Source organism: Cytobacillus sp. FSL K6-0265 (assembly GCF_038003465.1).
GTDB lineage: Bacteria > Bacillota > Bacilli > Bacillales > Cytobacillaceae > Cytobacillus > Cytobacillus stercorigallinarum.
The window spans coordinates 1,354,310-1,367,626 of the sequence record NZ_JBBOPE010000001.1 but is presented as its reverse complement, the minus strand read 5'-3'; the positions used below and the strand labels follow the sequence as shown (position 1 = coordinate 1,367,626).

Genomic DNA, 13,317 nt, shown 5'->3' with positions numbered 1-13,317 from the left:
TCCTCCTAAGCTACATTTAGTAAATTTTCTAAATGTGCAATCCTTTTTACTTGATTTACAAGTGTTTGTTTTAAAAGCTGATTCTCTATCTTAAGCCAGTTGATCTCATCAGCGTGTCCAAGAGTTCTTTTATCAAGCTCTTGAATACCTTTCATGTTGATACTGTTCATAAGATATTGCTCCACACCATCGCCATCAATCAATTCCGAAGCTATTTGATATCCTTCACCTATAACTAATCCAATTCTCAAACGATAGTTGCCGTTTTCAACATCTGTTTTTAACCTATATTGATAAAATGTGTTTTTGTTAATTACATCAAGAGCACTTCCCTCATATGCTTTTATATCTTGTTTGAATTCTGCCAATGAGCCTGCAGGAAATGATGATGCACGGTGCGGAATATAATTTATAGTTCCATTTTGATATGCTGTTGAATTTACACTTCTTGTTTCTACTGATGAACCAATATAGAAGTTTTCTCCTGTGTGAGACATAGCCATGTAACCCATAAAATATCCTGCGCCAATTTTGGTAGTATCATATCTTGCAAGATTCCCATTTACAACCCATACAACAGGCTCTGATGTTCTTTTACTAAACCTTAATCCACTTGTATATCCAGTTGCTGTTGAACCGTAAGCTAAAAATCCATCTGTGAGGTGTTCTTGTGACTCGTTTAATACCGACATTGTGAAAGTGTTATTTCCAGGTCTGTTGGTTCGATTAGGTCTAAAGTAAATCTGAGACTCATTTGATTCAATCGTTTGACTATATCTTGATTGTGATACGATTTCAGAAGCATCTATGCCATATGTTCCTGACGAATACATAGTAAGTCCGTTTACATTACTATATCTCCTGCTAAAAAATTCGATTGTACCAGATGAGGTTCCGCCTCCATTACCATCTGCAAAAGTAGATATTCCAAAATCAGAAATGGATAGCGCTCTATCCTCAGTAGGGTTTTCAGCTCTAAAATAGCCGTTACGCATAGTAAGGGTAACATCATGAGTTTTAGTTTCCCCTCTCCAAGTACGAGTAAATCGACCTCTTGATTCAAAAAGACTTCCATCAATTAAAGTGTAATCAATACTAGACCCTCCGCGAATCTTTACTTTACTTGCATCAATTGTTCCAGCTAATAACTTGTTTACTGAGACATTGGCAATCTTCGCATCATCAATTGCAGCATTGGCAATTTTCACATTGGTTATTGCTCCATTTTCAATCTGTAAATTGCCTACTATCCCATCTTGAAGATTCAATCTTGTTATTGAAGCATTAGCTATAGCTCCGTTTTGTGCGGTAATTGAATTAGCCGCCATTAAATTTGCTGTAATTGAACCGTCAACTATCATAGCCGAATTATTTTTCCTACGCATAACTACATTGTCGTAATATGCTCTATTCCCTTCAACTCCATCTCTGGTCAAAGAAATTGTAGGTCTAATAAAAGCAACTCCTGACGGGATGGTCACTGAACCTGACATTTTCGACCATGAGGTGACTTTGCTTGTTGTGGATGCAGCCCATGCGAACCCAATTGCTACATCATTTTTATCGTAAAGACGAATACCTATCCTCATAGCGCCAGACCCAAGGTTATTTTGATTTCTATATTCCGTTTCCATATAGAATTGATCACCTTGAACGACTGGGATTCTTCTTTCTTGATAAATATCAGCATCAATTGTTGGATTACCTTGAATACCTAATGTTTGTTTTGAATTATTTTGGTTGCCCCAGGTTGTCTGATCATAAACAAGAAATGATATTGCTGAGTTTGTGGCTGTCCAATCAGCTGGCTCTGCTCCGATAGAATCACCTTCGAAAGTGCCATTGTCTACAAGGTTGGTAAAGTCTCCTATATCAAGAAGTCTAGTTTGTATTTTTACCGTGCCCGGCTGTACATTAATTGCACCGATAATGCCGTCTTTGTCCACTTTCAACTCAATGTCATCAGATAAGAGCCTAATAGAAGATTCTGCCGAAGTCATTCTACCGGTTAATGAGTTGACTTCTTGAGTGGATGCTTTAAATGTTAAGTCATATGCTGTTTGGTCAATGAGTGTTTCGGCTGATGAGACACGGGTTTCTATATCCTCGGGTGCTGGTGTCCAGTCGGTTGCTTTATTACCTTTTTCTAATTTTACTCGCTTAATGAAGAGAATCGCATTAGAAGGAAAATTATACCCATAGATATAGAGTCTTATTGGTTTGGAAAAGTCCGCATCGTTTATACTAACCCTTCCAGACATTCTTTTCCATGTCCCCCCCGTATCATCTATAATCATATCGAGCCTGTCACCAAAGCTTGGTGTTTCCCCACCATTTTTTACATGATGTAAACCACTGTTTAACTTCGCTGTCCCACCCGTCACATAAGCATCAAATGAAACGGTATACTCACCGTTTTCTTTTATATTTACGGCTGGCGATACAGCTTTCCAGTTTTTATTTCCATCTGATTCATTATATTCAATAACTGGTTCATCAAATGTATTTGTGTCAAGATGGGCATGATAGGATGTTGTAGGATTTGGTATTCCGCTGTTGTATCCTCCCCACCCTGCAGGGTATAAGTTTTGGTGTTTATCTGTCACTCCTAAACTTGTTGTATTTCGAAAATCAGAGTTTTTTAATAAATTCTTACCACCAATCTCCAAATTATTAAAATCAGACCTAAGCTCATTGACACTAGTAGAAATCTTATTAGCCTTAATATCAACCGCAGCAATTTGACTTAAAGCATTACCAACCTCACCACTTAATTCATTAACATTAGCTTCCACATTTTGCGCTCGTAAAGACAACCCATCTAATGATGAATCAATATCAAGCATTTTATTTTGATATACACCATTGTCTACCTTGCTCAATAATTCCTCATTAATTAAATAGACTTTTCCATCCACATAATCAAAACCAGCTTTATTGGCAAGTTCAGACATTAAGCTAACTTCAGTAGCTTTTATCTCAGCATCAGTATACTGTCTCGAATCCGTTTGGATTTGATCATATACGTCTTGACGAATCATATCTGCATAGATAGATTGATCAGCAAGCAACTCAGCAGTTTTAGATAACTCCCTCAATTCAGCAGCAATGTCGGGACCAAATAAAATATCATCGCTAATTACTCGATGAGTAGCCCCCATTATTTGTACTGACCAATCACTAGGTGTACCATGATGATTAACTGCGCGTACTCGGTAATACCAAACTTGATCAGTGCCAACTGTATGAGCAAAGGCGCTAGTGTCCCCCCTCCACAATAAATGCTGTGTGTCTGGTACAAAATCTTTTATTTGAGATCCATAAACCTCATAATGCTTAAGATAAATGTTACTTGCATAATCCCAATATAGCTGTATAACACCAATGCCACCAGTTGCTGCAAGATTAACAGGAGTACCCGGTTTGATGTCCGGAAAACTACCTTCAGTGACTTGTTGTGGGCGGTCACGTAGTTTCTCAACTTCTTCTTTTAACTCTTCAAGCCGATTATCATCTAACTCTAGAAATTGCCCCATCTCAACAACCATGGTGCCATCAATATCTAAAAGGTCATATTCCATGGCGATGATACGAGATTGTATTTCTATTGGTCTAGCAAACTTACGATCTATTGCAATGGCGGTATCACCCAAATTTACTTTATCGTCAAATAAATCAACGGATAAACGATAATTAACTACTGGTTTATTATTATTTTGGAGATTATCCCACGTTGCCCACAATAGTTCCTCAGGGTCCTCATAGTCTTGATTGCTAAACTGACCAAAACGATGTAAAGCTACACCATCACGAATGCGGCGATAACTTGCAAACGCTTCTGGATCACCAACCCATTTTTGCCCTTTAGGTTTGTCGAATAGATCTCCATTAGCAATTGACATTTCAACATCGCCGAAATCAATGTAACGAGTGTTGCCACCGCCCTCTGTTTCAAGCGATGCCCCCCAACCATACATAGCAGTTACAGGATAGCTTAAGACTTGTCTACCAATTTCAGATGTATTATGGTCTATTTCAAAGCGCTGACCTGTATCTTTGCCAAGCCGTTGGATAATTTTAATCTTACGAGCGACAATATTATTTTCCTCGTCAAACTCAACGACATCTTTAAATTCGCCGCCCCAAACTTTGATAATCTCCCAAATAGCATCAACCGACCGCATGCGATAAAAGTTTGTGGAGGCAAGTCCTAAGTCAACTTCAACTTCTCCTATCCAACCAGTACCTTCTAAAGCCGCATCTAATGCGACTTGTGCAGTCTTATCAGAAAATCGCTTATCTAAGATGATATGCTCGGCGAGTTCTAAAAACTCTGGTTCACAGGTAGCTGTAGTTAATGGTCCATCCATGCCGTCAGAGTCATCTAACTCCTTAATGACAAATAGCCTTAAATCACCTTCATGATCTCGAAAAACAACTTTATTTTCTTCGAGTACATACTTAGCATCTTCTGCATCTGCTTCAATAGTAAAAGAAAAAGGAGTTTCAGGAACCTTGTTAATTTCAATCCGATAAGGAGCACTAATAAGACCACTATCCTCAGAGATAATGGTCAAAGGTTTGTCGTCTTGGTTAAATAAATATAGCTCTTTCAATTTTTCACATCCTTTCTACAAGGGATTTGTCACTTCCTGTCGAAGTAGGTCTATTGAAGGAGGTGATTTATTTGGACATCAAGATAATGAAAATACAAAAAGAAATACAACATCATTACTTAAAAGAATTTGAAGATATGGAAAGTCCACACATGAAACAATTATACGAAACAATGGTAAAACTTAATGCTGAGATGACCGCAATTGCATTACAAAAATATCATGAAGAATTTAACGTAAATTCCTAGCATTCCGTTTTCTAACTTCAAGCATTTGATCTAATTGATCATTGATTACCTTTGTAGAGTTTTTAAAATCCAATTCAAAAGAGGTGGACAGTTTTCCACTTTCCAAAACTTCAAGGATTCTGTCCATCTTCTGTTCGATTCTATCAAGTTGATTTTCTTTCACTTCTAAATTTCTTTGTTTCACCTGCGCTATTGTAATATCAGAAAAATGAATATCACTGACCCTTACAGGCTCATATTTTTGTCCACTCATCATTATCCCTCCTAATAATATCTTTCATCATAAACCAATTCACAATCATGACTTGCTTTTAATATAATTTCACCGGGTTTTAATAACACATAGTTAGATGACATACTTACTGCTGGTCTTAGATCGTTGCCGTTTAAAAATACCTTACGACCAACATAATCAATCTGCAATCTATCTCCTGCAACAAATGTATAGTTAAGTAGAAGATATAGGCCGTTACTTCCCGTAAATTCAAATTTATTGGTTGCAATAGTAAAATTGACATTCACTGTCCAAGGTGTAAAAGTTTGTCCGGTAATAATAAAGGACCTTTCAGGAACTTCAACATCTAATTCTTTTGTATCTCCATGTGCATATGGATCAGGACACCTAAAATGGAGAGTGCCTTGTCTTAGATATGCAAAACGACTAAAATCATCAATACTATTTTCAATCAAGGCATAATAGGTACGACCAGGTTCATCATCAAATTGTAAAGATGCTGGTTCATCAGTTATTAACCAATTTGTTAATTCATCTCTTAGTTCAAGTGCGTTATAATCACCATCTACAACAAAGCCTATAGGTTGGGAAATAGGTAAAGGTTCGGTAGTTGTTTTTTTTAATCGGTATCCATAATCTTGTTTTCTAAACTCATGTTTACGTTGAGCAAATGGAGGCTTACTTCTACCTTCTAATAAGATAATTTTTGAATTTCTTATACCGTTGAAAGTTAAACCTTTAGCCATATCTCCTTTTCCTCCCTTGCTTCAGTAATTGTCTTTGCGTGACATGAGGTTCTACAGTAGCACCAAGTTCTTTTCCATCCACAACTATTGTTTGACCTTCTTTTACAGCTACTATTAATTGACCTAATAAACCCTCCACAACTCTTGAAGATAATGATGTATCTTGATTATTCATACTTTGGATCGTTCTTTCAGCAGTACCTAAAGAAGTTGCACCGTTAGCGTATGCTGGTAATTTACTCATAGATGAAAGTATTCTTTTTGATTCATTGTGTGTAAAAACTTCATACCCTGCTGGACGAGAGTGCAACCCATAATCAAGAACCTCCCATCTATTACCTAACCTTCCTAACTCGAATCCCTCTTCGCCTGCGATAAAAGGACCACCCTTGTGGTAGTCAGTACCTTTTGCGAATCCAGGAATAAAAGTTTTTAAAGCGATACTTAAACCTGATTGAACACCAGACCAAACAGCATTTAGATTAACATTTTTTGTTACCTCTTTTTTAGCATCTCTATCTATTCTGGCTACTGTCCCACCATCTGTAGCTTTAACTGATTTATTTACTTTTTTCTTAGCTTCATTTGTTACTTTTTTAGCAGTTCCGTGATCATCAACATCAACGTCTTTATTTACATCTTTGCCAAGTTCACGGTTCATGTCTTTCGCTTTGCCAGTACCCTCATTGATTTTATTATTTACATTTTGTTGTTCAGATTGAAGATTTTTAATCTCTCCTTTTGTATCCCTATATAAACCTAAGGCAGTAAGCAAATTGTCCAATTCTTCTTGTTGCTTTTCGTTTAGTCCACCTTGTTCCTCTTTGGCTTTATTCAACTCGGAAATTCTTGTTTGAGTTTTCTCTATGGCTTCATCTAATTTCTTTAACCCTTTATCCCCTTCCTCATTAATCCCTACTTGGGCGAGACGAAGGTTTATCATGTCATCATATAAAGCTTGTGTCTTTTGAATTTCTTCCTCTGTCATCTGTTTGGATTTTAGTTTTTCTTGGACTTCTTCGGCGATTTTTTCAATTTTAGAATTCTGCTGTAACAATTGATATTCTGTTTTTCCTATTTCTTCAATTGTTTTTTCATATGCAGCATCTTTCCCAGCATTCAATTCTTCCTGGGCTTGTATTCTTAATGCCGCTGCTTTTTTCTCAAGTTCATCCCTTACTTTGACAGCTTCATCTCTTTCTGTTTCTTTTTCCTTCAATTCTTCTAATGCAGTAATATAATCTCTAATATGTTTATCTAGTTGTGCTTCAGCTTTTATTCTCTGATTCTCTAATTCTAGAGTTATATTCTCTCTTAATTTTTCATTTGCTTCAGATAAGGCATCAGCATTTCCTATCACTGCATCACCGTGAGCAGATAATGCAGTATCTACATCGGGTACTAGTTTAATCAAATCATCATTAAGAGAAAGATACTTATCCATTTCTTCATTAGTTAAACCGGATTTTTTTAGAAGTTTTTCCTGTTCATCAGTTAAAGCCTTCATTTGCTCTGCCGATTCAGCAAATTTCATCTCAGATTGAATATCACGATATCTCAACATTTCATCAGTTGTGAGCTTATTCTTTTCTCTTAACTTTTCAAACTCATTAGTTAGGTTCTGTAAATCCGTCTGCTGTTTTACCAACGATTCTGCATGATCTAAATTAACTTCTTTAGATTCTTTCATTTTTTTGCTAACAACAGCAACACCAATCGCTAGAGCTGCAACACCAGCAACCGCTAAACCAACTGGACCGCCAGCTACTCCCATCATTCCTATTCTTCCTAATAATCCAGTACCACCTGCTCTACCAAGTAATCCTGTTAATGTCCCACCAACTTTGACTAATCCTCCAATTGCGGTAGTAAGATTACCAGCAACAAGAGCAGCAGGACCAATAGCAACAGCAAATAAACCCATTTTGATGATATTTTTTTGGGTACTCTCATCCAACTCACCAAATTTGCGTACCATTTCAGTACCCTTATTGATAAGATCTGTTGTGACTGGAAGGAGGTGTTCAGATAAGGCGATTCCTACACCTTCAAGAGCAGACTTAAATTCCACAATTGCGCCTTTGGTATTATCATTCATTGTTTCAGCCATTTTATTGGCTGCACCTTCAGATTCCTCAAGCATTTTTGTATTAGAACCAAGAGTCTTTGATCCAGCTTCTAAAACTACAGCCCAGTTTTTATATGCCTCTGCTCCAAAGAGTGTGGATAAAGCAGCCGCTTTTTGTTCTGATGTCATCCCATTAGTTGCTTTTTCTAATTCACCTATTAATGTTGGCATAGGTTTAATGGTACCTTCTGCATCAAAAAACTTGATGTTGAGATCATCCATAACCCTAGACATTTCGGCTGTAGGATTCGCCAAACGTTGGAGTGATGTAGCAAATGCTGCACCTGCTTTTTCACCCTGTATTCCTGCATCTGACATCGCCATAATTGCCGCAGCTGTTTCTTCAATATTCCACCCGAGTGTATTTGCAACTGGAGCTACATAAGTCATGGCTTGCCCTAACTGTTCAACATTGGTATTAGAGTTTGTTGCGGCCATTGCAAGAACATCTGCTACATGTCCAGCTTTTGAGGCTTCAATACTAAAAGCAGACATAATATTTGATGTGATATCTGCCGCTCTACCTAACTCCATATTTTCCGCTGCTGCTAAACTTAACAAACCAGGCATACCAGCTAAAATTTCATTTGTCTTCCATCCTGCCATACCGAGAAAGGCCATACCTTCAGCTGCCTGAGTAGCACTAAACTTAGTTGTTGCACCTAATTCTTTCGCTTGATCTTCTAACAATTTCATATCGGATTTACTAGCTTGTGTTAGTGCTTCAACCTTGGACATACCAGCTTCGAAATCCATGCCTGCCTTAAGTGCCGCACCTCCAACACCAAGGATTGGGAGTGTGACTGACATAGTCATAGTACGACCAGTACTAGCCATAGTGCGACCAACTTCTTGCATTCGAGATCCGACAGTATTCATATTGCGACTTAATACATTCCAAGGATTTGTTTGTCTCTCAATCTCTTGTGTCACACCTCGCAGTGCATTTTCAGTGCTTCGCATTTCTGCAACTGCTCGTTGGTATGCTATTTGAGCGTTTTGAGTTTCCCTAGAATTTTCTGATGTAGATCGCCTAGCTTCTTCATACCGCCTAGCGAGTTCTCTTACTTTCGCCTGTTGCACATCAAAGGTTCTCTGTAATATCTCCGATTTAGCGCGTAATTCAGTAATACCACGAGCAAAGCCAGTTCCAGATGAGGTGGCAGCTCTTTGTTCGTATTGTAGTGATCGCAATTGACGATTTATCCCTGCCATTCCTTGCTCGAACTGAGCAGAATCCAGGGATATTCTCGTTCTTAAAGTACCGACATCAGCCATGCTACCACCTCCTAGAATAATTTGATTTCATCGATAAACGTTTCTTCTTGATTAGTACCTTCTAAAGAAAAGTAAAAATGGATGTCCATCTCATCAATTTGATTGAGTGTCCATCCATTTTTTAATAAATTTCTATACATTTGCTTGATCATATTCATCTGTTTTCTTGCGTGTCTAACCTGAGAAAGATAGGCTTCCTCAGGAGTTATATCTTTCCCTCGTTATTCTCCAATGATTTGATTTCTTCTGGAGTTTTACCAGTACGAACAAAGGAAAATACGTCTACAATTGTTTCTATGAGTTTGTGGGAAGGTACCCCTTCATAGAAATCATCAACAGTAAACTGATTTCGGAATACATCACAAACAAAACCAACAACTTTGTCGTATTCCTCCACACTCATTTCTGAGTAATTGATAACCTCGTCAAATTTGACTAATTGCCTGTAATGTTGGGCAGTTGCGTGAGGAATAGTATAAACATTCTCAGAAACTCTAAGACTTCCATTTTCTTCAGTAATTCTTTGCAAAACTAGCTCCATGTTTTATCCCTCCGGTGTTTCTTCATACACTGACTTAAACCAATTATCGATAATAGCTGCAGATACACCTTCTCCATCTTCATCTACCTGTCCACCAATTTGATTATCAGATTGTCTGCGTAAGAAACGACCATTAACAGTTGGTGTTTGGAATGTCGGTGTTTCTTGTTTTGTTTCATAATTTGTTTCTGGAGGTGTGAATTTCCCTTTATATAAAACTGTATATCGATACGCTCCATTTGCTTTTTCCGACCTAAACATTAATGCTCCATAAGGTGGTCTATCATCCTCACTATCCATTAAAACTCCATCACTATTAATTTTTTTCCCAAGCAATTTTGATTGGACAGTAGGTGATAAATCGTCAGTATTTAGAGCAACATTTGTTACCCCTCTAGATTCAGCTGTCTCAGCAACCCCATCATCAGCTCTCAATTCTCCAGTGTTATATTGAGGTTGAACATTTGCAGTAATTGCTTTCCCTACTCTAAATGGTATATCATATGTTGTCGTTGCTTCTGTATCTTCAATAATAGGTGCAAAATACACATCTCTTAAACCAATAGTTGCCATTTAATCTTCCTCCGTTTCGGATATAAAATAAAAACGAAGCACCTTGTGATAGAGCTTCGTGTCATCTTCATATAATTCTGTCTCAAAATTCTTTCTAAAACCTACACTTTTTAGATTCCTTTTAACTCCTTCCACAATCTCTAGATAGTTTGAAGGGGAAAAAATATCTACTTGAATATAATGCCCTATATATAATTCTTCGTTATCAGCAGACAATTCAGCACCCTGATCATACTCAAAAAAACGAATATAGATTTTCTTGTCTCCTGTGTAATTTAAAAATGCGACAGGTACATTTAAATCACTTAGGGATTCAATTATTAATGAGTTTAAATTCATTATTTATCACCTTAAATGCTGCCTTATTTTCTCAGCCATTGCATTGTTAATACTCATTTTACTTCTGTTGAAAGCAGGACCCATGAATGGTTGAGCAGACATTTTAGATGTACCAAACTCTAACATATGGCCATAATATGCTTTTCCCTGATTATCTACATGAACAAATATTTCATCGTTGTTTATGTCTGAGACTAAGATATTTCTAGAAAGATTGCCAGTTCGTTTGACAACTGTCCTCTCAGTCTCTTCCTTAAGAGCCTTTGCACCTTCTTTTAATGCTTCATTCTTTATTTCGTCCATATTTTCTAGTGATGCTAATCGATTCATCATTTCCGATAAACCATCCATCTGAAAATCCATTATGACACCCCCTTTACTACAACAGTCATAGTCGCATTTTGTCCATCATCATTTTCAATAGAGACTATGTCATGCTGGATACCTCTCCAAACCACGATTAGATCGTGTGGGCGGAATCCATCCATTAATCTTTTTTGATATCTAATAGTAAACATACGATTATGGGCCATATTTGATTGAGCAGCAGAATAAAAAGTTTTTCCTCTTAATGTCTTCAACTCTGCCCATGCTGTTGTAATTGTGGAGGGCGAATCAGTTGGAAAGCCATCATCGTCAATCCCTGCTGATGTTTGGAACAATAATTTTTGGTCAAACTTACCTGGATTCATTCTTTAACACCGCCATAACAATACTTTAATTGTCTAACAATACTATCCAAGGAGTAGGGAATTTCATATGATTGATTACCGATACGAAATGATTCACGATTATCAAACCAGTGTTGAGTGAGCATAGCACATGACTGATTATATTGTTCAACCATATCCGCATTCTCCACATCTAGATAGACGCCTTGATTTTTAATGTATATCTTAGCACGCGAATAGAATTTCATGAGATCCTGTTCTTCTTCAGGCTCCATAGGATAATCCATCCTCAAATACCTTTTTAATTCGGCAATTTCCATTTCATCACCTCAAAAAAGGAGGACGATTACTCGCCCTCTTCAGCTGGTGTTTCTGCTAAGCCTGCAAGCTTAGATTGTTCTTCTAGGAACTTAACCAGGCTTCTACGATTCTTACCTTCTTTTTCTAATGAGATTAATTTATCAAATTCTGATGTGTTTAACGCATCTACAGAAGCTTTTACCTCCTCCACAGTACCGTTTAACTTTTGTATATATTTATCAACTTCTGATGGACTCTCTTCCACCTCTCCAAGCCATTTTTTCGCTTGGAGTTCTTCTATACGTTCTTTTGAACCTTCATAAATATTACCTGATATATAGACCTTTTTCGTATGCTTATCACGGAAACGGTTAATAATTACTTTAGCTTTCATTTATATCACCTTACCCTTCTGGGATTACTTCCGGTTGCACTGTGATATTAATTTGACCATAGACAACTGCTTCTTCATCCCACTTCGTAACGTCCTCACGCTCGATAACACGGAATTCAGTCGTGTTAGTTCTCCAAGCATTTCCACCTTCTTTTGTCATATCAAGAAGCATTTGCTGACGATCCCAATACACAATTGCTTCCTTCAAATCACCAATGATAAACGGCGCTTTTCCACTTGATGTAGCAATTGTTTTATTTGATAACACGACAATTCTACGACCGAATAAAAGCTTTTTCGTTGCATCTTGTGGATCCGGCTGAAGAAGTGGCCGTCCGTTTTTGTCATAAAGCTGGTCAAGATAATTAAAACCATCTTGATTTGTGATGATAATCGCGCCCTCCGCAAATGCAGGATCAAGTGTTACATTAAGGGTAGTTTTAATACCTTTGTAATCTACTAAATCCACTTTATTAAACCCATCTAATACTTGAAGAATTAAATGGTTACTTGTAGCGCGTGACTTTTTCGCAATCCATTTCACAAGATAAGATGAAAGAGCTTGGTCTGTATCAGCTAATACAGTATTTGCTACCGGTAAAAACCCTGCATAATCTTCAATTTCATAAGGTAGACGATCGAACTTAGGAGATGCAATTTCTTGCATTGCGTTTGGATTTCCATATTCAGATAAAGGAGCAAGTGGAGTGTGATCTGCACGGCGTTCAAGTGTACGTGCTCCTTTGTTTGTTGACACAGGCTCAACAGTTACATATTGACGAAGATCATCCGACGTTTGAACTAACTCATTGATTTGTGTGGAAATGTCTTCAGGAATAATATAACCGCCATCTTCTCCGTTATCTTTAGAAAGTCGAGCATAATATTCACCAATTACTTCCGATTCTTCAGAAGTTAAGCTTTGCCCCTTTAAGGCTTTGAAGAATAATGCTTTGTATTCTGGTTTTTCTTCATCTTTTGGCGAAGGTGGCTGTAATTTTGCCCCACTATTTTGTGGAGAAGGTACGTTCAACCCTTCGAAGTCTTTCTGTAATGCCAAGAAATTATCAAGATTTGTTTTAGCAGCCTTAGCTTCTTTCAATTTCGTTTGTGCTTCTTCATTTTTCCCTTCATCCATTAAAGCCTTTGCTTCATCCTTCAAATCAGCTACAGATTGACGCAACTCCTGCTCTCGCTTCGTCATGCCACCATTCATTTGCACAGAATAAATGTTTTTGTTAAGCATTA

14 protein-coding genes are annotated in these 13,317 nt (G+C 37.4%); 1 reads left to right on the top strand and 13 read right to left on the bottom strand.

The window, feature by feature from the left end:
• Positions 1 to 5: 5 nt before the first annotated feature.
• Positions 6 to 4,616 carry a phage tail spike protein gene (locus tag MHH73_RS07075; protein WP_341065789.1) on the bottom strand — a complete coding sequence of 1,537 codons (4,611 nt, stop codon included), beginning with the start codon at positions 4,614 to 4,616 and terminating at the stop codon, positions 6 to 8.
• Between the two features lie 71 nt (positions 4,617 to 4,687).
• Between MHH73_RS07075 and MHH73_RS07070 the strand changes: the two genes are divergently transcribed.
• Entirely contained in the window at positions 4,688 to 4,864 is a 177-nt protein-coding gene (locus MHH73_RS07070; protein WP_341065787.1) for a hypothetical protein, read from the top strand.
• Here MHH73_RS07070 and MHH73_RS07065 read toward each other — a convergent pair.
• The 12 genes from MHH73_RS07065 to MHH73_RS07010 are packed head-to-tail and all read right to left on the bottom strand — an operon-like array spanning position 4,848 to position 13,273.
• Positions 4,848 to 5,117: a hypothetical protein gene (locus tag MHH73_RS07065; RefSeq protein WP_341065784.1), complete on the bottom strand. Its 270-nt coding sequence runs from the start codon at positions 5,115 to 5,117 to the stop codon at positions 4,848 to 4,850. The two genes, MHH73_RS07070 and MHH73_RS07065, sit on opposite strands and share 17 nt — an antisense overlap.
• Before the next feature lie 11 nt (positions 5,118 to 5,128).
• Positions 5,129 to 5,845 carry a distal tail protein Dit gene (locus MHH73_RS07060; RefSeq protein ID WP_341065782.1) on the bottom strand — a complete coding sequence of 239 codons (717 nt, stop codon included), beginning with the start codon at positions 5,843 to 5,845 and terminating at the stop codon, positions 5,129 to 5,131.
• The gene (locus tag MHH73_RS07055; RefSeq protein ID WP_341065779.1) at positions 5,838 to 9,251 is read right to left on the bottom strand and encodes a phage tail tape measure protein; all 3,414 of its coding nucleotides are present in this window, start codon (positions 9,249 to 9,251) and stop codon (positions 5,838 to 5,840) included. The genes MHH73_RS07060 and MHH73_RS07055 overlap by 8 nt, the downstream gene beginning before the upstream one ends.
• Positions 9,252 to 9,262: 11 nt before the next feature.
• Positions 9,263 to 9,409: a hypothetical protein gene (locus tag MHH73_RS07050; RefSeq protein ID WP_341065777.1), complete on the bottom strand. Its 147-nt coding sequence runs from the start codon at positions 9,407 to 9,409 to the stop codon at positions 9,263 to 9,265.
• 47 nt (positions 9,410 to 9,456) lie between these two features.
• On the bottom strand, positions 9,457 to 9,792 hold the full coding sequence (gene gpG / locus MHH73_RS07045) for a phage tail assembly chaperone G (RefSeq protein WP_341065775.1): 336 nt from the start codon (positions 9,790 to 9,792) through the stop codon (positions 9,457 to 9,459).
• Between the two features lie 3 nt (positions 9,793 to 9,795).
• Positions 9,796 to 10,365 carry a major tail protein gene (locus MHH73_RS07040; RefSeq protein ID WP_341065773.1) on the bottom strand — a complete coding sequence of 190 codons (570 nt, stop codon included), beginning with the start codon at positions 10,363 to 10,365 and terminating at the stop codon, positions 9,796 to 9,798.
• Positions 10,366 to 10,704: a hypothetical protein gene (locus MHH73_RS07035; RefSeq protein ID WP_341065770.1), complete on the bottom strand. Its 339-nt coding sequence runs from the start codon at positions 10,702 to 10,704 to the stop codon at positions 10,366 to 10,368. It lies immediately after the preceding gene.
• Between the two features lie 6 nt (positions 10,705 to 10,710).
• Positions 10,711 to 11,067 carry an HK97-gp10 family putative phage morphogenesis protein gene (locus MHH73_RS07030; RefSeq protein ID WP_341065767.1) on the bottom strand — a complete coding sequence of 119 codons (357 nt, stop codon included), beginning with the start codon at positions 11,065 to 11,067 and terminating at the stop codon, positions 10,711 to 10,713.
• A complete protein-coding gene (locus MHH73_RS07025; RefSeq protein WP_341065765.1) occupies positions 11,067 to 11,396 on the bottom strand; it encodes a phage head closure protein in 330 nt (109 codons plus the stop codon). The genes MHH73_RS07030 and MHH73_RS07025 overlap by 1 nt, the downstream gene beginning before the upstream one ends.
• Positions 11,393 to 11,695 (bottom strand): head-tail connector protein, encoded by a 303-nt coding sequence (locus MHH73_RS07020; RefSeq protein ID WP_341065763.1) that lies wholly within the window; start codon positions 11,693 to 11,695, stop codon positions 11,393 to 11,395. The genes MHH73_RS07025 and MHH73_RS07020 overlap by 4 nt, the downstream gene beginning before the upstream one ends.
• Before the next feature lie 26 nt (positions 11,696 to 11,721).
• Positions 11,722 to 12,069 (bottom strand): hypothetical protein, encoded by a 348-nt coding sequence (locus tag MHH73_RS07015; protein ID WP_341065761.1) that lies wholly within the window; start codon positions 12,067 to 12,069, stop codon positions 11,722 to 11,724.
• 10 nt (positions 12,070 to 12,079) lie between these two features.
• Complete coding sequence (locus MHH73_RS07010; RefSeq protein ID WP_341069698.1) at positions 12,080 to 13,273, bottom strand: phage major capsid protein; 1,194 nt, start codon at positions 13,271 to 13,273, stop codon at positions 12,080 to 12,082.
• Between the last annotated feature and the right edge of the window lie 44 nt (positions 13,274 to 13,317).